Source organism: Streptomyces sp. NPDC002130 (assembly GCF_040296465.1).
Taxonomy (GTDB): domain Bacteria; phylum Actinomycetota; class Actinomycetes; order Streptomycetales; family Streptomycetaceae; genus Streptomyces.
The window spans coordinates 17,877-42,279 of record NZ_JBEOXI010000030.1 but is presented as its reverse complement, the minus strand read 5'-3'; the positions used below and the strand labels follow the sequence as shown (position 1 = coordinate 42,279).

At 67.5% G+C, this 24,403-nt stretch carries 20 protein-coding genes and 5 tRNA genes; 10 read left to right on the top strand and 15 right to left on the bottom strand.

Annotated features, from left to right (window positions below; translation table 11 throughout):
• Positions 1-24: 24 nt before the first annotated feature.
• Positions 25-1,197, bottom strand: a complete 1,173-nt coding sequence (locus ABT116_RS08370) for a PP2C family protein-serine/threonine phosphatase (RefSeq protein ID WP_351629620.1) — start codon at positions 1,195-1,197, stop codon at positions 25-27.
• 195 nt (positions 1,198-1,392) lie between these two features.
• Here ABT116_RS08370 and ABT116_RS08365 point away from each other — a divergent pair, with 195 nt between their 5' ends.
• Positions 1,393-1,887, top strand: coding sequence for a MarR family transcriptional regulator (locus ABT116_RS08365; protein ID WP_351629617.1), 495 nt, complete (start codon positions 1,393-1,395; stop codon positions 1,885-1,887).
• Positions 1,888-2,230: 343 nt separating this feature from the next.
• Entirely contained in the window at positions 2,231-3,079 is an 849-nt protein-coding gene (locus ABT116_RS08360) for an RNA polymerase sigma factor SigF (RefSeq protein WP_351629638.1), read from the top strand.
• 170 nt (positions 3,080-3,249) lie between these two features.
• Here the strand turns inward: ABT116_RS08360 and ABT116_RS08355 are convergent, their stop codons facing one another.
• The 9 genes from ABT116_RS08355 to ABT116_RS08315 all read right to left on the bottom strand — a co-directional run bounded on the left by ABT116_RS08355 (position 3,250) and on the right by ABT116_RS08315 (position 12,029).
• Positions 3,250-3,537: a chorismate mutase family protein gene (locus tag ABT116_RS08355; protein ID WP_351629615.1), complete on the bottom strand. Its 288-nt coding sequence runs from the start codon at positions 3,535-3,537 to the stop codon at positions 3,250-3,252.
• Complete coding sequence (locus tag ABT116_RS08350) at positions 3,534-4,727, bottom strand: ATP-grasp domain-containing protein (RefSeq protein WP_351629613.1); 1,194 nt, start codon at positions 4,725-4,727, stop codon at positions 3,534-3,536. The genes ABT116_RS08355 and ABT116_RS08350 overlap by 4 nt, the downstream gene beginning before the upstream one ends.
• A gap of 98 nt (positions 4,728-4,825) precedes the next feature.
• Positions 4,826-5,719 carry an MFS transporter gene (locus ABT116_RS08345; protein ID WP_351629611.1) on the bottom strand — a complete coding sequence of 298 codons (894 nt, stop codon included), beginning with the start codon at positions 5,717-5,719 and terminating at the stop codon, positions 4,826-4,828.
• A gap of 320 nt (positions 5,720-6,039) precedes the next feature.
• Entirely contained in the window at positions 6,040-6,954 is a 915-nt protein-coding gene (locus ABT116_RS08340) for a branched-chain amino acid transaminase (RefSeq protein ID WP_351629608.1), read from the bottom strand.
• Positions 6,951-7,310, bottom strand: coding sequence for a chorismate mutase (locus ABT116_RS08335; RefSeq protein WP_351629606.1), 360 nt, complete (start codon positions 7,308-7,310; stop codon positions 6,951-6,953). The genes ABT116_RS08340 and ABT116_RS08335 overlap by 4 nt, the downstream gene beginning before the upstream one ends.
• Positions 7,303-8,625, bottom strand: a complete 1,323-nt coding sequence (locus tag ABT116_RS08330; protein WP_351629604.1) for an ATP-grasp domain-containing protein — start codon at positions 8,623-8,625, stop codon at positions 7,303-7,305. Before ABT116_RS08330 ends, ABT116_RS08335 begins: the two co-directional genes overlap by 8 nt.
• Positions 8,626-8,677: 52 nt before the next feature.
• A complete protein-coding gene (locus ABT116_RS08325) occupies positions 8,678-9,961 on the bottom strand; it encodes a type I glutamate--ammonia ligase (protein WP_351629601.1) in 1,284 nt (427 codons plus the stop codon).
• On the bottom strand, positions 9,958-11,328 hold the full coding sequence (gene pabB, locus ABT116_RS08320) for an aminodeoxychorismate synthase component I (protein WP_351629599.1): 1,371 nt from the start codon (positions 11,326-11,328) through the stop codon (positions 9,958-9,960). Before pabB ends, ABT116_RS08325 begins: the two co-directional genes overlap by 4 nt.
• A gap of 110 nt (positions 11,329-11,438) precedes the next feature.
• Positions 11,439-12,029, bottom strand: coding sequence for an anthranilate synthase component II (locus tag ABT116_RS08315; RefSeq protein WP_351629597.1), 591 nt, complete (start codon positions 12,027-12,029; stop codon positions 11,439-11,441).
• A gap of 168 nt (positions 12,030-12,197) precedes the next feature.
• On the opposite strand from ABT116_RS08315, the gene ABT116_RS08310 reads away from it, so the two are divergent.
• A complete protein-coding gene (locus ABT116_RS08310) occupies positions 12,198-12,707 on the top strand; it encodes a GNAT family N-acetyltransferase (RefSeq protein ID WP_351629594.1) in 510 nt (169 codons plus the stop codon).
• A gap of 397 nt (positions 12,708-13,104) precedes the next feature.
• Here ABT116_RS08310 and ABT116_RS08305 read toward each other — a convergent pair.
• From ABT116_RS08305 to ABT116_RS08290, 4 genes are all read right to left on the bottom strand, one after another.
• A tRNA-Lys gene (locus tag ABT116_RS08305) sits at positions 13,105-13,177 on the bottom strand.
• Positions 13,178-13,402: 225 nt separating this feature from the next.
• Positions 13,403-15,553 (bottom strand): DEAD/DEAH box helicase, encoded by a 2,151-nt coding sequence (locus ABT116_RS08300; protein ID WP_351629593.1) that lies wholly within the window; start codon positions 15,551-15,553, stop codon positions 13,403-13,405.
• Between the two features lie 329 nt (positions 15,554-15,882).
• The gene (locus ABT116_RS08295) at positions 15,883-16,416 is read right to left on the bottom strand and encodes a hypothetical protein (RefSeq protein WP_351629590.1); all 534 of its coding nucleotides are present in this window, start codon (positions 16,414-16,416) and stop codon (positions 15,883-15,885) included.
• Between the two features lie 87 nt (positions 16,417-16,503).
• Positions 16,504-16,854 carry a metallopeptidase family protein gene (locus ABT116_RS08290; RefSeq protein WP_351629589.1) on the bottom strand — a complete coding sequence of 117 codons (351 nt, stop codon included), beginning with the start codon at positions 16,852-16,854 and terminating at the stop codon, positions 16,504-16,506.
• Between the two features lie 83 nt (positions 16,855-16,937).
• Between ABT116_RS08290 and ABT116_RS08285 the strand changes: the two genes are divergently transcribed.
• From ABT116_RS08285 to ABT116_RS08255, 7 genes are all read left to right on the top strand, one after another.
• The gene (locus ABT116_RS08285) at positions 16,938-18,512 is read left to right on the top strand and encodes a metallophosphoesterase family protein (RefSeq protein WP_351629587.1); all 1,575 of its coding nucleotides are present in this window, start codon (positions 16,938-16,940) and stop codon (positions 18,510-18,512) included.
• Positions 18,513-18,592: 80 nt separating this feature from the next.
• A tRNA-Glu gene (locus ABT116_RS08280) sits at positions 18,593-18,665 on the top strand.
• 35 nt (positions 18,666-18,700) lie between these two features.
• A tRNA-Asp gene (locus ABT116_RS08275) sits at positions 18,701-18,775 on the top strand.
• A gap of 24 nt (positions 18,776-18,799) precedes the next feature.
• A tRNA-Phe gene (locus tag ABT116_RS08270) sits at positions 18,800-18,873 on the top strand.
• A 369-nt stretch (positions 18,874-19,242) separates the two neighbouring features.
• Positions 19,243-23,187, top strand: a complete 3,945-nt coding sequence (gene hrpA, locus ABT116_RS08265; RefSeq protein WP_351629584.1) for an ATP-dependent RNA helicase HrpA — start codon at positions 19,243-19,245, stop codon at positions 23,185-23,187.
• A gap of 93 nt (positions 23,188-23,280) precedes the next feature.
• Positions 23,281-23,355 (top strand) — tRNA-Asp (locus ABT116_RS08260).
• A 156-nt stretch (positions 23,356-23,511) separates the two neighbouring features.
• Positions 23,512-23,685, top strand: a complete 174-nt coding sequence (locus ABT116_RS08255; protein WP_351629582.1) for a DUF6274 family protein — start codon at positions 23,512-23,514, stop codon at positions 23,683-23,685.
• 461 nt (positions 23,686-24,146) lie between these two features.
• Here the strand turns inward: ABT116_RS08255 and bldC are convergent, their stop codons facing one another.
• Positions 24,147-24,353, bottom strand: a complete 207-nt coding sequence (gene bldC / locus ABT116_RS08250) for a developmental transcriptional regulator BldC (RefSeq protein ID WP_003949541.1) — start codon at positions 24,351-24,353, stop codon at positions 24,147-24,149.
• Positions 24,354-24,403 lie beyond the last annotated feature (50 nt).

The window sequence follows — 24,403 nt, the reverse complement described above, 5'->3', positions numbered from 1 at the left end:
CCGACCTGCGCCTGCCCCGTCCCCTTAACGCCCACGCCAGTCCAGACACACCACGAGGGCGTCGTCGTTCGGGGTGGACGCGCCGCGGTGGCCCGGCAGTTCGCGCAGGAGGGCCCGGGGCACCTCGGCGGCCGGCAGCAGCCGGGTCGACTGGATCGCCCGGGCCAGGGCGGCGTCCCCGTAGGTCTCGCCGCCCGGGGAGGCGACGTCGTGGACCCCGTCGCTGACGAAGACCAGCCGGTCGCCCGGCTCGGCCCGGAACTCCTGGATCACGTAGTCGGTCTCCTCGAACATGCCGAGCGGCAGCTGGGCGTCGAAGGGCACCCGTTCCACCGCGCCCCGGCGCAGCCGCAGCATCTGCGGCGACCCGGCGTCCACCGCCCGGACCCGGCCGGTGGCCAGGTCGAAGTCGAGCATCAGCACCGACAGGTAGCAGCGGCCCCGGTAGTGCGCGTACACCGCCTGGTCGGCCAGGGCCGCCTGGTCGTCGATGGACAGCCCGGCCCGGCGCGCGTTGCGCAGGGCGTTGATCGCCAGGTTCGTCAGCAGGGAGGCCTCTATGCCCTCGCCCATGCCGTTGGTGACGTAGAGGCTGAGCCGGTCGGCCGAGGCGGACCAGTCGAAGTTGTCGCCGAAGATCGCGTACGCCGGCTCCAGCTGTGCGCCCAGCTCGTACTCGGGGCGGGCGCAGGAGCGGCCCGGCAGCAGCTGCCACTGCATCTCGGCGGCCAGCGTGAGCCGGTCCCGGCGGCGCGCCTGGAGATACAGGTCGGTGTCCCGCTCGGCCACGACGACCTCGTGCCCGAGCACTTGGGCGATCTCGGCCAGCTCGTCCAGGCAGCCCTCGGCGTGCTCCGCACCCGGCAGGGTCACGGTCAGCACCCCGAGGCGGTCACCGCGCACGGTGACGGGCAGATGCGCCCGCACGAGGTCGCTCGAAAGGGTTTCCACGTACGGCTCCTGCGCACCGAAGGCCCGGCCCGCCGGGCTGTTGTGCACGGACACCGGCTGGAGGGTGTGCGGCAGCACGGACACCGGCTGAAGCACCGTCAGTCCGTAGTCGGCCAGGTAAAGCTCGACGGAGTCCGCCGCGTACTGATCGGTCAGTACACGACGGACCGCGTCCAGCAGTTGATGGGGCGCCGCCGTGCGCAGGGCGCGCTCGGCGGCCACGAATCTGCTCGTGATCGTGTTCACGGGGGTTTGTTCACCCTCCTCGGTAGGACGCCGACGCGTCCCTCGGAAATCGGTCCTTGTCCACGGGCCGGGGATGCGGGTCCCGGGCGGTTCACCTCAGGCCTGAGGCCGCGACGGGCGCCGTTGGTCCCGTCGGGCCGAAGCTGTCTGCCGCGGCACTAGTACGCTGACGGCCATCCCGGTGCCTGCGAGAGTGTGACTGTGACTTCCCTCCGACCCCGCCCTGAGCCGACAGAGGTCGCCCGTGTGACCTCCACGGCCGCGGAGTTGCTGGAAGTCCTCTGGGGCCGGGCCTCGACCGCGCCGGCCTCCGCGTCCCAGCTGCGGGTGCTGCTCATCCTCGAACACCACGAGGGCATCAACCTGCGCACGCTCGCCGACTCCCTCGCCTCCACACCACCCTCGACCAGCCGGCTGTGCGACCGGCTGCAGGCGGCCGGGTTCGTCGAGCGCGAGGTGAGTCCGGCCGACCGGCGCGAGGTCCGCCTGCACCTCAGCGGCCGGGGCCGCGCGTTCCTTGCCGACCTGCGGGTGCGCCGGGAGCAGGCGCTGCGCGCGGTGCTCGACCAGATGCCCACGGCGAAGCGGGCCGCACTGCTGCAGGGGCTGGAGGCGTTCTGCGACGCGGCGGCGGCCCAGATACACGACGACTCCGAAGACTCCCGCTCGTCCAGTACCCGGACTGCCTGAAAGACGCGCCGTCGCACGGAGTCGTCCCTTCCGGTCTCTTCCCCGCACACCTTCGGCATGCCTAGGCTGTTGCTCTCCACCTATAGTTGTCAAACGGCAACTGTCCGCTCTGCGAACCCCTCGGCCTTCTCTCGCGCACCCCACCGCCCACCCTCCCTGCCCGTACCGTCGCAGCACAGGTCCGGGTACCCCGCCACCGCCTCGACCTGCGCCGACTGTGGTCAACGTCTCGCCGGGGCATATGCGGGGCATGACCACGGCGAGGGCGGGTAGCGGCGCTGGAGGTGGCCTGTCGGGGGATCGGAGCGGGCCGGACTGACAGGGAGGGCCCGTGACGGCGACCATGCGCATCGGCACGACGACGGATTCCGCCACCTACACCGGTGAGGAGCTGCCGCAGATCGCCGAGCCCCAGAAGCTCGCCCCGCAGGACGCGCGCGAGCTGACCGGGCAGTTCCTCGGCCGGCTCGCCGTGCTCGAGGAGGGCACGCCCGAATACCAGTACGCCCGCAACACCCTCATTGAGATGAACATGTCGCTGGTGCGCTTCGCCGCCCGCCGGTTCCGCACCAGCGGCCAGTCGATGGAGGACGTCGTCCAGGTCGGCGTCATCGGGCTGATCAAGGCCATCGACCGGTTCGAGGTCTCCCGCGAGGTGCAGTTCACCAGCTTCGCGGTGCCGTACATCATCGGCGAGATCAAGCGGTTCTTCCGTGACACCTCGTGGGCCGTCCACGTGCCGCGCCGCCTGCAGGAGGCCCGGACGGAACTCGCCAAGGCCACCGAGGAACTGTCCTCCCGCCTCGGCCGCGCCCCGAAGGTCGCCGAACTGGCCGCCTTGATGAACCTGTCCGAGGACGAGGTCGTCGAGGCCCAGATCGCGGCCAACGGCTACGTGTCCTCCTCCCTCGACGCGACGGTCACCGGCGACCCCGACGAGAGCGAGACGACCCTGTCGGAGTTCATCGGCGAGGAGGACCCGGCCCTCGAACTCGTCGAGGACTTCCACTCCCTGGCCCCCCTGGTCGCCGAACTCGACGAACGCCAGCGCCTCATCCTCCACCTGCGCTTCGTGGAGGAGCTGACCCAGGCGGAGATCGGCGCCCGGCTCGGCATCTCGCAGATGCACGTCTCCCGGCTGATCTCCCGCACGGTGGCCCGGCTGCGGTCGGGGATGCTGACCACCAGCTGACCAGCCCCCGCAACGACAAGAGCCCCGGTCCGGAGACGATCCGAACCGGGGCTTCCTTGTAGGCCCTGTGGGACTCGAACCCACAACCAATGGATTAACGGTCTTGATGAGGTATGGGAGTCGGATGATGCTTCGGTGTCCGGAACCGTCTGGTCAGAGCTGTACGCCCATTAAGTCCGCGACATCTTGAGCAGGAGTAGCCCGAAGTCGGTGCCCTGTGCGCCGAGTTCGTTCCGATAACGCTGGAGCATGCTGTTCTCCCAGGAGAGTTCCACACGCGGTTGCCCGAGAGATTGGCGTACCTGCTCAAGCTGCGCACATTCGACATTCCGTTGACGAATGAGTCGGATGATCTTGTCGTCGAGTCGTGCGATGAGGTGCTGTTGCTCCTCAAGAGTCGGTGTCGCTGCTGCGCTCTCTGCTCGGGCTCGGGTCGCCGCCGCGCTGTCGGGGCTCATGCGAAGGGGTCCAGAATCTCGTCGACTTCGGCGAGCACGTCATTCATGTGAACCTCCGGGATGTCGGCGACGGCTTCCGTTCTGATCTCGACCGAAGAGCTGATCTTGTCCGCCTGCGCGATGGCCTCGGAGGTACTGGCCGCGTAGACGAGGACGTGTCCGCACCGGTCCTCCGACCAGTGCAGGGGGCGTACGAGATCACCGTCCTGAACCTTCACGTCAAGCTCGATCACAGCCTCGTGGGCGCGTGCCTTCTCGACGCCTTCGACTGCCACGACACGGCCGGGCTCAGCCGTGAGGAACCGGATGGCCGCGGCACCCTTGGCCTCCGGCGACGGAACGGTAAAGCCTGTCGTGTCCAGCAGGTGGAAAGGTAGCTCCTCCATGTCGATACCTGTCGACAGTTCGACGAGCTTGGTGATGCGGTCACCGCCACACCGGGCGTGCGACTCCACCACCCGCGGACCGGCTGCCGTGAGGATGAGCTCGGTGTGCGCGGTGCCCTCCACAACTCCCACGGTGTCGAGGACAGCAGCGGTGAAATCGGCGACAGCCCGCTGGTCCGCCACGTCGAGCGGAGCCGGCACGACGTGCCCCAGTTCGACCACCCCGCCACCGGTCTCCTTGCCCGTCACGGCCAAGACATAATGCTCGCCCCGGAAGGAGAACGTCTCGACACTCACCTCCCGGCCCTCCAGGAGCTCCTCGACCATGAACGTGCCGATACCGAATGAGGAGAGCCAGTCCCAGGCTTCGTCCACTTCGGCCACTGAGCGGATCTTGCGCACACCCAGGCTGCCGGATCCCATAACGGGCTTGACGACCGCGCTCCCGTGCTCAGCAACGAAACGGTGGAGCGCATCGCGATGCGTTCCCCGTACGACGTCCACCGGCCCGATGCCTTTGGCGTTCAACAGTGTGCGCAGGGCGAGTTTGTCGTGGAGCGTGCGCATCACGGTGAGGCCGTTGCCCTGTAGCCCCAGTTCGTCGTTGAGGTGCCCGACGACCAACTGGCCTATCTCACTCTGGGTGAGGATGCGCTCGAAGGGGTGCACAGCGTGCAGCGTGCGCGCGAGCCCCGTCACCAGCTCGATGTCCTGGTAGTCGATCAGATGGACCTGTGCGCAGTGTCGGACCACTTCTGGGTTGAAGAGGGCGGGCTTCTGGAAGTTCACGACTTCCAGACCCATGGCAGCGGCCTTGCCGAGCGTGCGGGCGTTTCCACCCAGGACGAGAACTCGTCGTGATGTCATGGTGGTTCACTGCCTTCTGGAACGGTGACGATTGGTCAGCGGAGAACTTCGGTCGCCGTGTCGGAGTTGTTTGAGACAGATCTCCTCCACGACGAGCGGGCGACGGTGTACGGGAGGCAGGCAACCAGGACAGCGGCTGCAGGAGTCCACAAGGCGAGGCCCTGGGGGGAGTGGGCTGCGACGAAGCCGCAGACGGCGCTTCCCGTGGAGACGCCGACGTTGATGCTGGAGCCGGCCCAGGAGTAGACCTCCTGGATGCGTCGCGGGTCCGGGTTCGCGCGTCCGAGCAGGTTGAATTCCTCGACCCCCAGCGCGGCCATCGGAATACCGGACAGGAAAAGTGCGAGCGCGAGCGGCCACGGCGTTGTCTGGATTGCGACCAGGATCAGGGTGCACATCCAGGCGAGCAGCAACAGACCGAGCCTGCGACCCGGCGTCCGCTCCGTGGACACCAGGCCATATCCGATGCCGCCCAGCACACTGCCCACCGCTGGAGCGAGCAGCACGAGCCCCGCGCTCTGCGCGGAGCCGCTCTCGCGGAGTGCGGCCACCACGGCGACGTCCATCGCTCCAGAGGCAGCCGCGGTGAGGCCGGCAACGCACAGCAGCCACACCACGGGACGGCTCAGCACCCGGCGCGATGGCCCGCCCGAGCGGTCCGTCGTCGGGCCGAGGAGCCGTCGGACCAGTGGGGCTGTGGCAAAGCCGATCGCTCCAACCAGTACGCAACCGTCGGCGACGACAAGCGTGAGGACTGGATCCGCCGTGGCGAGCAGACCGACGAGCGGCGGGCCGAGGATGAAGAGCACTTCCATGCCCACGGATTCGAGCGAGTTGGCCGGACCTCGAAGGTGTTCCGCGATGTCGGCCTTTGCCCACAGCGCCCTCATGCCTGCCCCCACGGGCGGGGCGGTCGCGCCGATGATCACGCACCCCAGAGCGAATCCGGGGAGACTGTACCCAGTGGTGCTCAACAGGGCCGTCAAAGTGCCCAGTACGCTGGTCGCCGCCAGCAGAGAAAAGACCCTAGGCGTGCCGTACTGGGCACTCAGCCGACCGGACAGGGGAGTTCCTACGGCCGCACCGAGCGCAAAGGCACCGGCTCCCAGACCGCCGGCTGTGATGCCCATCCGATCGGTTCCCAGAAAGAGGGAGCCGAGTCCGCACATGACGTAACCCAGGCGTCCCAGCAGGGAGAACACTTCTGCTCGCAGGGAGCCGGGTGTGCGCAGCAGCGCCCGATAGGGGCTCACGGGGTGTCCCGCCGCAGCCAGGTCACATGGTCGCGGAGCCCATCGACCTCGCCCCGGACCGCCTTCTGGTAGTCGTGCGCCAACAGCCGGGTCGTCGGTCCGCATCCGTAGACGCTGTCGCCGATCGCCTCGACCGGGCGGATCTCCAGGCCGGTTCCCGTCAGAAAGACCTCGTCCGCCGTCAACAGGTCGGCGAGTGTGACCGGTTCCTCCACCACCCGCAGACCATTGCCAACCGCCAGCTCCATGACGGTGTCGCGGGTGATGCCGCACAGCACACCGGTTGAGCGGGGCGGAGTGCGCAGCACGCCGTCCGAGACGGTGAAGACGTTCGCCCCGCTGGCGTCGGCGACCAGCCCCTCCTGGGTGAGGAAGAGCGCGTCGTCGGCACCCGAGGCATGGGCCTCCCGCTTGCCGAGTACTGAATTGAGGTACATGCCCGTGGTCTTGGCCTGCAAAGGCAGTGTGTCCGGTCCAGGGCGGCGCCACGTGCTCACAGCGACCCGGATCCCCTCGGGTTCCGAGTCGAGGCGTTCCTGTTCCCACTCGTCGACCAGGACGGCCACATGGGCGGCTCGGCCTGCCGTGCCCATCCCGAGCGGGCCTCCGCCGTAGAAGGCCATGGGCCTGATGTAGCAGTCCCCGAGGCCCGCCCGTTCGGTCAGGGAGACGACGGCCTGGGTGATCTCCGCGCTGGAGTGGCCGAGAGGGATGCCGAGGATCTGGGCGGACCGTTCGAAGCGCCGCAGGTGGTCGTCGAGTCTGAAGAGGGCGACATCGCCTCCGACGGCGTAGCCCCGGATTCCTTCAAAGACGCCGTAACCGTAGTGCAGCCCGTGGGCCGCCAGTGATGCCGCGCCCTCGGTATCGGTGACGAGACGGCCGTCGATCCAGTAGGTACCCGGGGTCACTGTGCGCTGTCGCTCTCGGTGTCGGTGTCGGCGTCGGCGTCGGCGTCGGCGTCGGCGTCGATGATGCGGTCCTGCAACTCGGCACTGGCGTCCAGGATCAGTTCGCCCAGCCGGGCGAACCAGTCGGCGGCTAGTCCTTCCTGGCTCAGCCGGCCTGCCTGCCGGTATCGGTCGAGCACCTGCTCAGCCCGGCCTTCCTCGCCCACGGCATTGCCCCTCTCGGCTTTGAGGGCGCCCACGGCTTCGCTGACACCCAGGCGCCGGGAGAAGAGGGCGATGATCTGTTCGTCGAGGCCGTCGATCTGTGCCCGGTAACGAGCCAGGGACTGAACGTATTCACGATCGGCGTCAGACACGGTGCGGCTCCTGCGCACCACGGGACAGCGCCGGGCCAAGTTCGAGCTGGATGCTGTCCTCAATGGCCTTGAGCTGGGTAAAGAACTCGTCGGGTTCCCGGCCGACCGTGAGGACCCGGAAGGTGTGGGCGTTGGTTCCCGCATCCTTCGTCAGGACCGCGCCGGAGAACTTCGTCTGGATCACCTCTACGACGCCGGGCACCGCCGCGATCTCCTCCCGGCCACCCAAGGCGAGTATTTCGTGGTCGCCCGACGGGGGTTGCGGGGTGACGAAGGCCGCGTATCCCGAGAAGCGGGGGAGTTCCTCCAACCGCTCACCAAGGGCGATCCTGGCCTGCTCCCTCGCCATGTCGTATGCGGCCGCGGTCCGCAGCAACTCAAAGACACCGCCGCCGATACGCCCGTTCACCTCTATGATCACCGGGCCGTGCGAGGTGAGCATGAGCTCTGTGTGGGTGGCTCCAGACGTCGCGCCGAGCGCCCGCAGAGCCCGGGTCGTAACGTCGAGAATCTCGGCACGCCGCTGCTCGGGCAGTGCTGAGGGCATGACGTCACCCACCTCCCGGAACGGAGGGGCCAGCGGGAGTTTGTCGGTGATGGCCAAGTGGTGGATCTCTCCGGCGTCCAGCAGTGACTCCACGCTGACGCGTGTTCCCATCCGTTCGTCGGCGTGCCAGTTGTCGCCCTGGATGACCTCCTCGATCACGAACACGGGGCTGGCACCGTTCACCCGGGGGTCATCGCGATACTGCCGACTCGCTCGGGTGAACGTTTCGACGAGTTGTTGACGGTTCTCGGCCATGGTGACGCAGAGGCTTCCGACACCGATGGCGGGCTTGAGGATGACGGGAAAGGCCAGACGGGACGACGCGGCCTCCAGTTCATCCTCGTCGGTGACGACGGCGAACGCGGGGCAGGGCACCCCAGCAGCGCTAAGCGCCTGGCGCTGCAAGTCCTTGCGACGCATCCGGATGGTGGCCTCGGGGGAGTTCGCCGGAACCCGCAGGGCCGTGGCTGCGACGGCCGCGTGATAGCTGACGATCTCGCTGAAGGCCAGCACACCGTCGATGGGCCGGCCTCCAGCGGCTACGGCCAGCACCGCGTCCACCACTTGGTCCGCCCGCTCGATGATGTGGACCGGCCCGAGTGCCCGCAGACGGTCGACCCGGCGCACGTGCTCCGACGGGCTGCCCCAGCGCAGGCTGACGACAGTACAGGTGGCCAGCCCGGCCAAGGAGTTGATGATGTCAGTCACCTGAGGCCCACCTGGTGCGTCCACCAGGACAAGATGGCGACGGCTTTCCGCCTCTGCCACTGTTCTCTCTCCGTTGATGTGAGTTCTGTACGGGTTCGGCGCGCGCTGCGGCTCAGATCCGTTCGAGCAGCCGTTCCCGTTCGAAGGACGTGACGGTGCGATCGAACTGTTCCAGTTCCACCTGAGCCACCGCGGTGACGAGTTCGACCGCGCCCGTCGGCAGAACGCTGCGCAGCGCGGTGCCGCTCCTGGTCAGAGCGATGGCCTGAGAGAGGGTCGACGGGAACGTCCCCAGCACCTCGCCTTCCTCCGGGCAGTCCAGCCGGTGCTCAACGCCGTACAGGCCGGCAGCGAGAAAGGCGGCGGCGGCGAGGTAGGGGTTCGCATCGGCACCCGCGACCCGGAGCTCCAGCCGGGGGTTGGTCTCCGGTGAAATGAGACGGAGGGTTGAGCGACGCCTGCGGCTCCACGCTGGGCGCGTGGCGGAAGAGCCGACCGGAAGCCGCTTATAGGAATTGACGTACGGGGCGTAGAACAGCGAGCTCTCCGGCAGCAGCGCAAGCACGCCCGCCATGAACGAGTGCAGCACCTTCTCGTTGTGGAAGGCGTTGCCGTCCTCCTGGCCAAGGCTCAAGTGCATGTGGCATGAGCTGCCGAAGCTGTCGTCGGTCGGCTTCGCCATGAAGGTGACAGTGCGGTCGTGCAGGCGAGCCGTCTCCCGCACGATGGTCTTGTACACGACATGCGAGTCACAGACCTGCAGGAAGTCGCCGTATCCGAAGTTGATCTCGAACTGTCCTGGCGCGCCCTCGTTCGCGTAGCCTTCCACTTCGAGGCCCGCCTGCCCGCACGCGCGGCAGATCGCTTCGAGTAGAGCACGATCACCGGGGTGAGTATCCAGCAGAGTGTCCGGGATGTACGGAGAGTGCGGACGAGGGTCGCGGAAGGTGTCGTCCCGGAGCGCCTGGGGGCTTTGGCCGTACGCGTAGAACTCCACCTCGGTACCGATGGCCGGTTGCAGGCCGAGCCGGGCGGCGTCAGCCAAAACGGCCTTCAGGACCTGACGGGGGGCTGCGTGGATCGGGCGACCCGCATTGTCATGAGCGTCTGCCAGTACGAGCTTGCCCGCGTCGCCGAGGTCGTAGACGCGGGAGTCCGCGGCCGCCCTGACGACGATGTCGCCGTCGCCGGTGTACCAGTGCAGTCCTGCGGTATCGGCCTCCGGTTCGGCCTCGTTCAGATCGATGTCGGTGGCCAGGACGTAGTCGCGGGCGGTGAAGGACGGCGCGGGGGTCTGCTGATCGGTGCTGACCAGCAGCCGCCGGCCCGTAAGGCGTCCGTGCACATCCGGAAGCCCGACCTGCAGGAAGGTGGTGTCATGCGGGGTGGTTGTCATGCGAGACCGTTCCTGAGGGTGACGGGAGAGACGTTCAGCGCGCGCTGGAGAGGCTCCAGCTTCAGCTCGACCTCGGCGAATTCGGCATCCGGATCCGACATATGCACGATGGCTCCGCCGGCGCCGACGTGGACCCCCTCCGGGTCGTTCACCACCGTCCGGATCACGATGTTGAGGTCCGCGGTGCCGTTGAGGGCCAGATAGCCGAGGCTGCCCGAGTAGATGCCGCGTGGAGCGCCTTCCAGTTCATCGATGAAGGACATCGTGCGGATCTTGGGCGCGCCTGTCATTGAGCCACCTGGGAAGGACGCCCGGACACAGTCGACCGCGCCCGTACCTTCTGCCAGAGTGCCGGAGATCGTCGACACGAGCTGATGGACGGTCTCGTAGGTCTCGACGTGCATGAGGCTGTCCACCTTCACGGTCCCGACCTCGCAGACGCGGCCTAGGTCATTGCGGAGAAGGTCGACGATCATCATGTTCTCGGCCTGCGTCTTCTCGTCTCCGCGGAGCCATTCGGCAAGTGCCCTGTCCTCTTCAGGGGTGGCACCGCGCTGAATGGTCCCCTTGATCGGTTTGGTCTCGACGCGGCGGTCATGGTCCAGCTTCACGAAGCGTTCCGGGGAGGAACACAAGACCTGGATCTCTCCGAACGCGAGATAGGCCGCGTATGGAGCTGGGTTGATCCGCCGGAGTTCCATGTAGAGAGCCAAGGGATCGTCCACCGGCTCACCGGTCAGACTGGTTGTCAGACAGACCTCGTAGGTCTCCCCTGCCCGGATGAGCTCCTGAGCCCGCCCGATCAGAGCCCGATACGCGTCCTTGTCATGGCGGAGGACCAGGGGAGCCCGGGCGGCTCTCGCCACCGGGGTCCGACTCACTACGTCGTGGGAAGCCACCGCTATGCGCTGGATCGCCTCGTCCACCCACTCACGGGCTGACGCCAGATGCGCCTGGTCGGTCACCGCACAGACATGAACCCGGTCCTCCTCATGGTCGAAGGCGAGGAATCGGTCCGAGAAGATGAACGCGGCGTCGGGATAGCGGGAGCGGTATCGGTCCGAACCACCGCATTCAGCCTTGAGCTCGTACCCGAGATAGCCGACGAAACCCCCATTGAAATCAAACGGGAGCTCCGTCTCCTGCTCGACCTCCACACCCGTCCAACGGGAAAGGTATTCCCAGACGGAAATATGGATATCTCCGCGAGTCTTGGATTCCACCTGCGCCGAGCCGTGGCGATAGGTGATCACATCGGCCAGCGGGCCAGTCGCATCACCCATGAAACTGAACCGGGCCCCCCGGACACACCGACTGCTGTCGAGCCAATAAGCATCACGTGAAGATCCGTAGAATTCTTCAAACATGGCCGCAGCGGGTATGGCGCTTTGTATTTGAGCATGGACGAGCCGAAGCTCATTCTTGAGATTCAATGGTTTTCCTGGTCAGGGAAAGGAGGAAGTTCGCGATGCGTGAATCAGGCGACGGCCAGGCGGTCGCCCGTAAGAGCCATGAAGTTCGCCACCAACTGCTCACCGTACTGACTGCAGACGGCTTCGGGGTGGTATTGCACCCCCCACTGCGGCTTGTCGGTTCGACGCACGCCCATCAATACGCCGTCATCGCTCCACGCAATGGCCCTAAGAGCGCTCGGGAGTGGCGTGGCCAGGGCCAACGAGTGGTAACGGACCGCGGAGAACCCCTGGGGGATGCCGGCGAAGAGCTCGTCGTCGTGGGTAATCTTGGAGATGCGACCGTGCATCGGCTCCGGCGCGCGCACAACATCGGCCCCAGCCGCCCAGCCGATGCCCTGATGACCGAGGCAGACCCCGAGAACGGGCTTCTGGCACTTCATCAGCACCTCGGCACATACGCCCAAGTCCTCGGCCGCCGTAGGGGTGCCTGGACCCGGGGATATCACGACGTTGTCAAATTCGAGTTGCTGGATTTGCGTCCAGGAGAGCTCGTCATTCTGCACAACTGTCGGCTTCTCACCGACAACGTCAGCTATGAGCTGGAATAGATTGTAGGTATAGGAATCATAGTTGTCGACTATGAGAGTGTGCATTGATTTTTACTTTTCCTTACCAGCGCGATCGGCGCATTGACCATGCCTTGAGGGCATGAAAAGATGAGCTTCAAGATTGCCTTGTATGGCAGCCTCTCTACTCACCCCACGGGCCTTCAGTGCGGCCACCCGCTGTCGACGTAACTCGCAGGAAAGGCTAACCCATCCATGATCAAAGTCAACCTACTTTCGGTAAATCTTATCAATACTCTTCGCCCTCTTTGGCGAGAGCTGACCGAGCATCACGCCCAGACATCACCCCATCTTGACCGTTTTGGAGAGCTACATCCCGAGAAGACGTTTTGGGAATCTCGTCGCCGCCAGTACCTGGAATGGATGACCGAGGACTTCAGCCGATGCCTGACCGCGCATGTGGAAGGGGAGCTCGCCGCCTACGCAATGGTCCGCATCAAAGCCGCCTCGGGTTCGCGTGACTGGGGCGAGCGGGTGGGCGTGCTCGAGACTCTCGTTGCCGGAAAGCAGTACCGCGGAATGGGGCTGGGCGGCCAGTTGTACGACCAGGCCATGAAACTCCTCGCCGACGAGGGCGTGGCCACTGTTCAGATCGCCGTCATGGCGGGCAATGACGGCGCGATGCGCTTCTACCAGCGGAGGGGAGCAGTGCCCTTCCTCACGACCGTCGTCGCCCCCACCGAACGCCACCCAGAAGCAGACTGAAGCCGGCCCGTGCCCCACCACACCGTTGACCTCCCGCAGCTGACGCCGCGTTGGGCGGGTGTAGCGGCTTGCTGGGATCCGGCTCGCGGCTTCACACCGTAGACGGTCTCGGAACCGTTCCACGGCTTCCTCGCCACGTCCGATCTGCCGCCCCACCCGGCGGGAACCTGCGTCAAGTCCCCGCAACGCTCACGCACAGAAGCAGTGAGAGATCCCCCGGTCACGTCCGGCAGCCACCGATCCGCCCGGCCCAGGCCGGGCACTCAGCAAGCCACGGGCACATGCGCTCACGCATCGCTCACGCGCGAGCCTGAAAACGAGTCAGCGCCCGAACCGACCGAAGCCGACCCGGGCGCTGCACAGCAGGTCAGAGGGGGTGAACCCTCCCCCGCCTCCGTAGGCCCTGTGGGACTCGAACCCACAACCAATGGATTAAAAGTCCACTGCTCTGCCAATTGAGCTAAGGGCCCAAGCGATGTTGCCCCCACGAGCATAGCCGGACGACGCCGAGTCTCCGATCGGGTATCCGGCTCCCGGCCGTGCCGGAGGGACGAACACGGCCGAGAAGGACCGAAAAGGGCCACGGATCGACCCGCTTCGGGCGTGTCCCGCCCAGCCCGGCAGAGCCCCCCCGACGACAGAGCGCCGCGGCCCGCCCGTTGGGGCAGAGCCACGGCGCTCCTCATGCGCTGATGTCAGCCGTTGCGCTTCCAGCGCGGCTTGTCCTCGCGACGCTGGAACGAGCCGCCACCCCGGTGGTCGTCACGACGGCCGTACGGGCGGTCGTGGCCGGGACGGTCATGCCCACCGGAGCGGAAACCCGGACGGTCGTCACGGCGGTCCCGGTTGAAGGGACGGTCGCTGCCACGGTGCCCACCGCGCTCGTCACGGCGGAACCCACCGCGCTCGCCACGGTCACGGTCCCGGTTGAACCCACCACGGTCGTCACGACGCTCGAACGAACGGCCACCACGGTCGCCGCCGCGGTCACCACGGTCGTCCCGACGGAAACCACCGCGCTCACCCCGGTCACCACGGTCGGCCCGGTCGTCACGACGGAAACCACCGCGGTCACGGTCACGGTCGAAGGAACGGCCACCACGGTCGTCACGACGCTCGAACGAACGACCACCGCGGTCACGGTCACGGTTGAAACCGCCACGGTCGTCACGACGCTCGAACGAACGGCCACCACGGTCGTCACGACGCTCGAACGAACGGCCACCACGGTCGTCACGACGCTCGAAGGAACGGCCACCGCGGTCACCGCCCCGCTCGCCACGGTCGTCACGGCGGAAACCACCGCGATCGTCACGCCGCTCCCGGCGCTCGTACGGAGCCGAGGACTCGGGGCGCTCCTCGCGCTCCACATCCTTCGCGGTCGGCTGCTCGGGCACCGACACCTCCACGGCGGCGGCCACGACCTCACCGGCCTCCCCGGTCACCACGGCCGCGGGCTCCTCGCCCCGCTCACGCGCGACCCGCGCCAGCAGCCGGTCGGACTCCTCACGCAGCTCGTTCGCACGCCGCTGCGCCCGCTCCAGCTCCTTGGTGAGCGCTGCGACCTCACGCTCGGCCTGCTGCGCCGCATTGCCCACCGACTCGGCCTGGACCTCGGTCATCGACCGGGCCCCGGTGATCTCGGCGACCTCCGGGTCGAAGGCACCGGCGCCCTGGATGATGTGGCGCGAGGCGTCGACGCCCGCATCCTCCATCAGCCGGAAGATCTGACGCCGCTGGTGCGGCAGCGACAGGGACACCACCGTGCCGGAGCGGCCCGCGCGAGCGGTACGGCCGGAGCGGTGCAGGTAGTCCTTGTGGTCACCGGCCGGGTCCACGTTCAGCACCAGATCGATGCCGTCGACGTGGATACCGCGCGCCGCGACGTCGGTCGCGACGAGCGCGTTGACGTAGCCCTTCTTGAAGTCCTCGAGCACACGGGTACGCGCGCCCTGCGTCATGCCGCCGTGCAGCGCGTCGGCCTTCACACCGGAGTCGCACAGCTGCTCGGCGATACGGTCGGCGCCCAGCTGGGTGCGGACGAAGATGATCGTGCGGCCCTTGCGGGAGGCGATCGCGGCGGTGACCGGCGCCTTGTCCTTGGGCTTCACGATGAGGATGTGGTGCGACATGGTCGTGACGTTGCCCTGGGCGCTGTCGACCTCGTGCGTGACGGGGTTGCTCAGGTAGCGCTTGACCAGCGTGGAGATCTCGTTCTCCATCGTGGCCGAGAACAGCATCCGCTGGCCGCCGGCCGGGACCTGGTCGAGCAGCTCGGTGACCTCGGGCAGGAAGCCCAGGTCGGACATCTGGTCGGCCTCGTCGAGGACGGCGACCTCGACGTTCTCCAGGGAGCAGGCGCCACGGTTGATGATGTCGCGCAGCCGGCCCGGGGTGGCGACGAGAATGTCGACGCCGCGCTCGAGGGCGTAGATCTGGTTGCCCATCGACGTACCGCCGCAGACGACCTTCATCTTCAGGCCGACGACGTCGCCGTACGGCTGAAGCGCGTCCGCGACCTGCATCGCGAGCTCACGGGTCGGGGTGAGGATGACCGCGCGCGGCTTGTGCTTCTCGGTGCGGCCGCCGGCGAGACGCGCCAGGGTCGGCAGACCGAACGACAGGGTCTTGCCGGAGCCGGTGCGGCCACGGCCGAGGATGTCCTTGCCGGCCAGCGCGTCCGGGATGGTCGCGGCCTGGATCGGGAAGGGAGTGGTCACACCGTTCTGCGCGAGCTTGCGCACGACACCCTCGGGAAGACCGAGGTCCTCGAAGGTGACCTCGGGGGCGTCCTCGACTGCCTCGTTCTCGGGCACGACGACGTGATCAGTACTGGCGATGGACATGCGAATGCGAAACCTTCCGGAGTCTCAGTCGGCACGCGCCCGTCAACTCCGTGATTCGCGAATCGCAATACGACCGCCTCAATGCGGTCCACCACGGCAAGGGAGAGTACGCGCCACACGGCGCGCTCTGCAGTGGCGCCGGGCAAGATGGGATCAAACGATCTGCCACCATACGCACTCCGGGCCCCACAAGGCAAACCGGACTGTGCAGGAGACAGCGGACCACTGCCCGAGGGCCGGACAGCATCCAGACCTCTCCAACCACCCGGCAACCGGGATTGTTCCCGCCCCGGAAAGAAAACTTCCACCCCACCCGCATGCCCCCACCCCTACGCCGGCGACCCCGCCTCCGGCGCCGGCTCCCGCTGCTCGAGCTGCGGCCCCGGCGGCTCGTGCGCCGACGACGACGGCTCCGGCGTCGGCTCGGGAGACGTCGTCGGCTCCTGCGGCGTCGGCGTGGGCTCCGGTTCGACCGTCCGGGTGGGCGTCGGCGGCGCCGGCGGCTTCGGCGACGGCCGGGCCGGCTTCCCCGGCCTGTCACCCCCCGGACCGGGCGGGCTCACCTCGGCGCTCGGCGACACCTCCGGCGCGACCGACTCCCCCGCCCCACCGCCCTTGCCCTTCTTGCCCTTCCTGCCCTTGCCGCGCCCCCGCTCGCCATCAGTCCCGACCGCGCCCGGACCGCCACCACCCCCCGACACCGCCGGACCGCCGTCGGACGCCTCGCCGGCCCGCTGCCCCGAGGAGTGCGACGGCCTGACGCTCCCGCCCGCGTCGTCGTCACCGACACTCATGCAGCCGGCGGCAGCGGCAACCGCCACGACCGTGACGGCCAGTCGGACGGGTACGTACAAGGGGCGCACGGGGCCACCTCCGGAACGGGTGATGGAGTCAACACCTCCAACTCCCGCCGCCCACAAGAGGACACGCGCCCCGTATTCACAACCCGGTCAGCCGTACCCCAGGGCGTGAAGACGCTCGTCGTCGATGCCGAAATGGTGCGCGATCTCATGCACCACGGTGACCTCCGTCTCCGCGACGACATCCTCCCGCGACTCGCACATCCGCAACGTCGGATTCCGGTACACCGTGATCCGATCCGGCAGCACACCGGCGTACCACTCACCCCGGTCGGTCAGCGGAGTCCCCTCGTACAGCCCGAGCAGCTCGGGATCGTCCGCCGGCGGCTCGTCCTCGACGAACACCGCGACGTTGTCCATCAGTCGCGTCAACTCCGGCGGGATCCGGTCGAGCGCCTCGGCGACCAGCTCCTCGAACTCCTCACGCGTCATCTCCAGCACAGGCCCATTGTCGGCCACGACCCCGCCGTACGAGAGCCTCCCGGCGCCGCATATCCGGCCGCGGACTTGGGCATACGGGATCAATGGCCCGCGTCCCCGCCGCAGTCCTGAGTGTCCTGAACCCCATCCGCAAGATCCCTCAAGCCCTCGCCCGCCGCTACCGCTCCCGCCAGGCGCCCACCACCATCGAACTCGTCGCACAGCCACACCCGTGGACCCGCGCCGTGGGACTCGTGGCCGTCGTCCTCTGCGGCGCGTGGCTGGGACTGCTGGTCGTGGGCAACGTCCGGGTCCCGGTCGGCCCCATGGACACCACGATGACGCTGCGGCCGTCGTTCACCGGCGGCACCAAAATCAACATCTCGCCCCTCGGCGCCCTGCAACTGGACAGCCACATCGCCCCCGTCCGCCTGGACGTCAACGTCGACCAGCTCGACCCCGACCGATCCCAAGCCCTCGTCGACCACCCCGAACGCCTCTCCGGCCTCCAGGACGAAGTCACCGCGGACGTCGGCCGCGGCACCCTCGACCTGGCCGTACGCTCCAGCGTCGCCGTCGTCGCCGGAGCCACCGCCCTCGGCCTCGCCGTCTACCGCCGACCCCGCCGCGCCCTGGCCGCCGGCGGCCTCGCCCTCACCCTCCTCGCCGCCTCGGGCGGCACGGCCTACGCCACCTGGCGCCCCGACTCCGTCCTGGAACCCAAGTTCTCCGGCCTCCTCACCTCGGCCCCCTCCCTGGTCGGCAACGCACGCAGCATCGTCACCGAATTCGACGTCTACCAGAAGGAATTGGCCCGCCTCGTCACCAACGTGACCAAGCTCTACGACGCCACCTCGACACTGCCGGCCTACGCGCCCGACCCCTCCACGATCCGCGTCCTACACGTCTCCGACATCCACCTCAACCCGGCGAGCTGGAAGATCATCGCCTCGCTCGTCAAGCAGTACAAGGTCGACGTGATCGTCGACTCCGGCGACACGATGGACCACGGCACCGCCGCCGAGAACGGCTTCCTGGACCCAATCGAAGACCTCGGCGCCCCCTACGTCTGGGTCCGCGGCAACCACGACTCGATGATCACCCAGCGCTACATGCAGGACCTGAAGAACGTCCACGTCCTGGACGACGGCAAGGCACAGACGATCAAGGGCCTGCGCTTCGCCGGCATCGGCGACCCGCAGTTCACCCCCGACCGCTCGCAGCAGACCGGCGCCCGGCAGTCCCAGGAACTGGCCGGCGCCCGCCTCGCCACCGCCCTGCGCGACCAGAGCACCGCCGGCACCCCGGTGGACGTCGCCATCGCCCACGAACCCTCCGCCGCCCGCGAGGTCGACGGCGAGGTCCCCCTGGCCCTGGCGGGCCACCTCCACCACGACGAGATGGAGATGCTGCCGTACGGCACCCGGCTGCGCATCGAGGGCTCCACGGGCGGGAGCGGGCTGCGCGCCATCGAAGGCAAGCACCCCGACCCCATCGAGGCGTCGATCCTGTACTTCGACCGGGACACCCGCCATCTCCAGGCCTGGGACGAGATCGAACTGGGCGGCCTCGGCCTCACCACGGCGGAGGTCAGCCGCCACCTCCCGAAGGAGAACCAGCCCGGCGCGACACCCTCCCCCAGCGCCCCCTCGGGCGCCACCCCGTCGGCCTCCCCGTAAACCGTTTTGGCGATAGCTCCCGCCATCCCATATGCTTCTCACGTCCCCGACGCGCTGAGAAGCGCCCAGGCGGGCCGATAGCCCTCATCGTCTAGCGGCCTAGGACGCCGCCCTTTCAAGGCGGTAGCACGGGTTCGAATCCCGTTGGGGGCACGCACCACCCTGTGCGACACTGTCGTACGAAGCTTGGTCCTGTGGAGCAGTTTGGAGTGCTCGCCACCCTGTCAAGGTGGAGGCCGCGGGTTCAAATCCCGTCAGGACCGCTGAGGTTTCACGTGAAACCTCGTGGCTGGGTAGCTCAGTTGGTACGAGCGATCGCCTGAAAAGCGATAGGTCGCCGGTTCGACCCCGGCCCCAGCCACAGCCAAGGCCCCGATCTGCGGATCGGGGCCTTGTTGTATGCCTCGTGATTCACACCCGTAGTACGAGCGATCACGTCCGCTACCGGAGAAGTACCCCAGCTCGCAGCTCGCCCCGTCGATGGCTTCGGCGGCAGCGGCGCATCCGGCCCCTACGCGATCAGCGTGAGGGCAGGGGCTGTGACTCGGCCCCGCTGACCCAGGCCCACCAGCCGCGATCGTCACCAGCGGCACTCCGGCCCGGCGCGCTTTGTATTCGATGAAGACGCCGAGCTGGGCGAAGGCCCAGGAGTGGATCGTGACGCGTTGGGGCTTCTCCGGTCGAAATCCGTTCGCCTCTGTTTTGCGGGGGATGAGATCCTGGATCCCGTATGTCTACGCACCCTGCCCCCGCCCTCGGCGCCCTCGCCCCCCGCCTGACCGAGCTGTCGCTGCGCGATGCGCACCGGCTCGGGCGCAGGCTCGAAGGTGCGCGCAAGATCCGTAAGCCCGAGGCGCGGGCCGCTGTGCTCGCCGAGATCGAGGCGGAGGTGGGCAGGGCCGAGGAGCGGATGGCCGGTCGGCGGGCTCTGGTGCCCGAGGTCTCGTATCCCGAGCAGCTGCCGGTCAGCCAGAAGAAGGACGCGATCGCGGAGGCCATTCGCGATCATCAGGTGGTGATCGTCGCCGGTGAGACCGGTTCCGGCAAGACGACGCAGATCCCCAAGATCTGTCTGGAGCTGGGGCGCGGTGTGCGGGGCATGATCGGGCACACGCAGCCCCGCAGGATCGCGGCCCGGACGGTCGCCGAGCGTGTCGCCGAGGAGCTGGACACTCCGCTCGGCGGGGCCGTGGGCTGGAAGGTGCGTTTCACCGACCAGGTCGATCCGGACGCCACGTTCGTCAAGCTGATGACGGACGGCATCCTGCTGGCCGAGATCCAGACGGATCGTGAGCTGCGCGCCTACGACACGATCATCATCGACGAGGCGCACGAGCGGTCCCTGAACATCGACTTCCTGCTGGGTTACCTCGCCCAGCTGTTGCCGAAGCGTCCCGATCTCAAGGTCGTCATCACTTCGGCCACGATCGATCCGGAGCGCTTCTCGAGGCATTTCGGTGATGCGCCGATCGTCGAGGTCAGCGGTCGTACGTATCCGGTGGAGGTCCGTTACCGGCCGTTGCTGGAGGAGGACGGTGACGACGCCGACCGTGATCAGATCACCGCGATCACGGATGCCGTGGAGGAGCTTCAAAGGGAGGGGAAGGGCGACATCCTCGTCTTCCTCTCCGGTGAGCGGGAGATCCGGGACACGGCCGATGCCCTCACCAAGAAGAACTACCGGTTCACGGAGGTCCTGCCGCTTTACGCCCGGCTCTCGCATGCGGAGCAGCACCGCGTCTTCCAGCCGCACACGGGCCGCAGGATCGTTCTGGCCACGAATGTCGCCGAGACCTCGCTGACCGTCCCGGGTATCAAGTACGTGATCGACCCCGGGTTCGCGCGGATCTCGCGTTACAGCCATCGCACCAAGGTCCAGCGGCTGCCCATCGAGCCGGTTTCGCAGGCGAGTGCCAACCAGCGCAAGGGCCGCTGCGGCCGTACCTCGGACGGCATCTGCATCCGGCTGTACAGCGAGGACGACTTCAATGCCCGGCCGGAGTTCACGGACGCGGAGATCCTTCGGACGAATCTCGCGTCCGTCATCCTGCAGATGACGGCGGCCGGCCTGGGTGACATCGAGAAGTTCCCCTTCATCGACCCGCCGGATCACCGCAACATCCGCGACGGTGTCCAGCTGCTTCAGGAGCTGAACGCCCTGGACCCGGTGCAGAAGGATCCCCGTAAGCGGCTCACGGAGACCGGCCGGAAGCTGGCGCAGCTGCCGGTTGACCCGCGGCTGGCCCGGATGGTCCTGGAGGCGGACAGGAACGGTTGTGTGCGCGAGGTCATGGTGATAGCCGCCGCGCTGTCCATCCAGGATCCGCGTGAGCGCCCCGCCGACAAGCAGACGCAGGCCGATCAGCAGCACGCCCGGTTCAAGGACGAGACCAGCGACTTCCTGGCCTATCTGAACCTCTGGCGTTATCTCCGCGAGCAGCAGAAGGAGCGGGGGTCGTCCTCCTTCCGCCGGATGTGCAAGCAGGAGTACCTCAATTTCCTTCGCATTCGTGAATGGCAGGACATCTATACGCAGTTGCGTACGGTCGCGAAGCAGATGGGCATCCACCTCAACGAGGACGATGCCCCGGCCGACCGCATTCACGTCTCCCTCCTGGCCGGCCTGCTGTCGCACATCGGCATGAAGGATGTGAAGGAGGGCGCGAAGAACGAGTATCTGGGCGCCCGGAACGCCAAGTTCGCGGTCTTCCCCGGATCGGCCCTCTTCAAGAAGCCTCCGCGTTTCGTGATGTCCGCCGAGCTCGTGGAGACGTCTCGGCTCTGGGCGCGGGTGAACGCCAGGATCGAGCCCGAGTGGGTCGAGCCCCTCGCCGCGCATCTCGTCAAGCGCACGTACAGCGAGCCGCACTGGGAGAAGGACCAGGCCGCGGTGATGGCGTACGAGAAGGTCACGCTGTACGGCGTGCCGATCGTGGCGCAGCGGAAGGTCAACTACGGGCGGATCGACGCGGAGATCAGCCGTGAGCTGTTCATCCGGAACGCGCTGGTGGAGGGGGACTGGCGCACGCACCACAAGTTCTTCTCGGACAACCGTCGCCTCCTCACCGAGGTCGAGGAGCTGGAGCACCGGGCCCGGCGCCGGGACATCCTGGTCGACGACGAGACCCTGTTCGACTTCTACGACCAGCGGATTCCCGAACACGTCGTCTCGGGCGTCCACTTCGACTCGTGGTGGAAGCGCAAGCGGCACGAGCAGCCCGACTTCCTCGACTTCGAGCGCGAGATGCTCATCAACGAGAAGGCGGGTGAGGTCACCAAGGCCGACTACCCGGACTCGTGGCGCCAGGGGAACCTCAAGTTCCGGGTGACGTACCAGTTCGAGCCGGGCGCGGACGCCGACGGCGTGACCGTCCACATCCCGCTCCAGGTCCTGAACCAGGTCACGGACGAGGGCTTCGACTGGCAGATCCCGGGGTTGCGCGAGGAGCTGGTGACGGAGCTGATCCGGTCCCTGCCCAAGCCGATCCGGCGGAACTACGTGCCCGCGCCGAACTTCGCGAAGGCGTTCCTGGACCGGGCAGTCCCCCTTCAGGAGCCCCTCACCGCGACCATGACCCGCGAGTTGCGGCTCATGGTCGGTGTGCCCTTCGAGGTGGACGACTTCGATCTGTCCAAGGTCCCCGACCATTTGAAGGTCACGTTCCGGATCGTCGACGAGCGTCGCCGCAAACTGGCCGAGGACAAGGATCTGGAGGCGCTGAAGCTCAAGCTGCGCCCGAAGGCCCGCAAGGCGCTCTCGCAGGCGGCCGCGGCGACCGCGGAACGCTCCGGTGGTGAGTCCCTGGAGCGTTCGGGCCTGACGGACTGGACGATCGGCACGCTCACCCGGGTCTTCGAGACCCGTCGGGCCGGTCAGCCGGTGAAGGCTTATCCGGCGCTGGTCGACGACGGCGACACGGTCTCCGTGCGTCTCTTCGACACGGAGGCGGAGCAGGCGCAGGCGATGTGGAAGGGCACGCGCCGGCTGATCCTGCGCAACATCCCGGTGAATGCGGCGAAATTCGCGAGCGACCGCCTGACGAACGCGCAGAAGCTGGCCCTGTCCGCGAATCCGCACGGCTCGATCCAGGCCCTGTTCGACGACTGTGCGATGGCCGCCGCCGACAAGCTGATCGGGGACTTCGGGGGACCGGCGTGGGACGAGGAGTCGTACCGGAAGCTGTACGACAAGGTGCGTGCCGAGATCGTCGACACGACCGTCCGCACGGTGGATCAGGTGCAGCAGGTCCTGGCGGCCTGGCAGGCCTGTGAGCGGCGCCTGAAGGCCGTACGCAGCCCGGCGCTGCTGGCGAACCTCCAGGACGTACGGGGGCAGCTGGACGGCCTCGTGAGGCCGGGCTTCGTGACGGAGGCGGGGTTGCGGCGTCTGCCGGATCTGATGCGCTATCTGGTGGCGGCCGACCGGCGTCTGCAGCAGATGCCGACGAACGTCCAGCGGGACACGACGCGGATGGAGAAGGTCCATGAGATGCGGGACGAGTACGCCTGGCTGCTGGAGCAGTTGCCGCAGGGCCGGCCGGTTCCGTCGTCGGTTCTGGACATCCGCTGGATGATCGAGGAGCTCCGGGTCAGTTATTTCGCCCACGCGCTGGGCACGGCGTATCCCGTCTCCGACAAGCGGATCGTGAAGGCGATCGACGCGGCGGCGCCGTGACGGGACCGGCACGCAGGGTGAGTTCGACCCGGGGCTCACCCTCCTGTACAGTCTCTTCTCGCAGCGCAACGCACGGATAGCGCCGCGAAACCTGGTCCTGTGGAGCAGTTTGGAGTGCTCGCCACCCTGTCAAGGTGGAGGCCGCGGGTTCAAATCCCGTCAGGACCGCAGCGAAAGAGCCCGGATCTTCGGATCCGGGCTCTTTTGTGTGCTCTGACCTCCGCGTAAGCCCTTCGGGCCCCCACACGCCGTCTTGACGCCCCCTCATTCCCTCGGTACCCCAGAACCAGGGCCGTTTCCCGTACGGCCTTCTGGAGGTGGCGTATGGCGGCAGTGGCCAGGCACGAGACGCGGGCTCTGCTGCGCGCGCACCTGTCGGCCGCGTCGTCGTACCGGCACCTCACCCGGCACTGCCCGATCTGCCATCGGCTGCTGCGGCTGGCGATGGAGTCCGCGCCGCGCGCGGACCGGGAGGACGAGAGCCCGGCGCGGGCTTGATCCACGAGCGGTCCCAACGCCCGTACGGACGCGGGTTGCTGGAGAGGGAGGTTCCTCTACCGCACGCGAGGCGGAGCTAACAAGCCGCTCGGTATGTGACGGGTGTCACCGCATGAGTTTTGGAAAGTGGGTTACTTACACCCCGCCTACAAAGGGTCAATTTAATATGTGCAATTGCACCCTGTCCGGGGTGCCGCGCACAGGGGATCCGACACCCCTCCCCCAGGCTCCTACAAGGCCGCTCACAGCCGGATCTGCAGACCATCGCGGGCGCACAAAAAAGATCGCGCTGGACCCGGCGGAGTCCAGCGCGATCGACGACGCACCCTGTGTATGCCTGAGAAGCTCTGACTGGCGTGGGCGTGGGGCCTGTTGGGGCAGGACCCGCGTCGTTTGGAGCTGCGGTTCCGGGCGTCGCGACCGGTGGGGGACCAGCCGGTTTTGCCCGGTTATTCAGTTGTTCAGGCCTCGCTGCGCTGCTGCGGGATGCCCGCGAGCAGCGCGCGGACCTCGGCCTCGCGGTAGCGCCGATGCCCGCCGAGCGTGCGGATCGACGTGAGCTTGCCGGCCTTCGCCCACCGCGTGACCGTCTTCGGGTCCACACGGAACATGGTGGCGACCTCAGCCGGGGTCAGCAGCGGCTCGGCATCAGGGGTGCGAGCGGTCATGAGCGGCCTCCTCGGGAGAACCGAACCTTCTCGGTTCTTTCCTCTAAATT

Coding starts and splice junctions, on each gene's coding strand:
- ABT116_RS08360 (WP_351629638.1), top strand. CDS start 2,231: ATGCGCATCGGCACGACGACGGATTCCGCCACCTACACCGGTGAGGAG.
- ABT116_RS08355 (WP_351629615.1), bottom strand. CDS start 3,537: ATGAGCCCCGACAGCGCGGCGGCGACCCGAGCCCGAGCAGAGAGCGCA.
- ABT116_RS08350 (WP_351629613.1), bottom strand. CDS start 4,727: ATGGGTCTGGAAGTCGTGAACTTCCAGAAGCCCGCCCTCTTCAACCCA.
- ABT116_RS08325 (WP_351629601.1), bottom strand. CDS start 9,961: ATGACAACCACCCCGCATGACACCACCTTCCTGCAGGTCGGGCTTCCG.
- pabB (WP_351629599.1), bottom strand. CDS start 11,328: ATGTTTGAAGAATTCTACGGATCTTCACGTGATGCTTATTGGCTCGAC.
- ABT116_RS08315 (WP_351629597.1), bottom strand. CDS start 12,029: ATGCACACTCTCATAGTCGACAACTATGATTCCTATACCTACAATCTA.
- ABT116_RS08310 (WP_351629594.1), top strand. CDS start 12,198: ATGATCAAAGTCAACCTACTTTCGGTAAATCTTATCAATACTCTTCGC.
- ABT116_RS08300 (WP_351629593.1), bottom strand. CDS start 15,553: ATGTCCATCGCCAGTACTGATCACGTCGTCGTGCCCGAGAACGAGGCA.
- ABT116_RS08285 (WP_351629587.1), top strand. CDS start 16,938: ATGGCCCGCGTCCCCGCCGCAGTCCTGAGTGTCCTGAACCCCATCCGC.
- hrpA (WP_351629584.1), top strand. CDS start 19,243: ATGTCTACGCACCCTGCCCCCGCCCTCGGCGCCCTCGCCCCCCGCCTG.
- ABT116_RS08255 (WP_351629582.1), top strand. CDS start 23,512: ATGGCGGCAGTGGCCAGGCACGAGACGCGGGCTCTGCTGCGCGCGCAC.
- bldC (WP_003949541.1), bottom strand. CDS start 24,353: ATGACCGCTCGCACCCCTGATGCCGAGCCGCTGCTGACCCCGGCTGAG.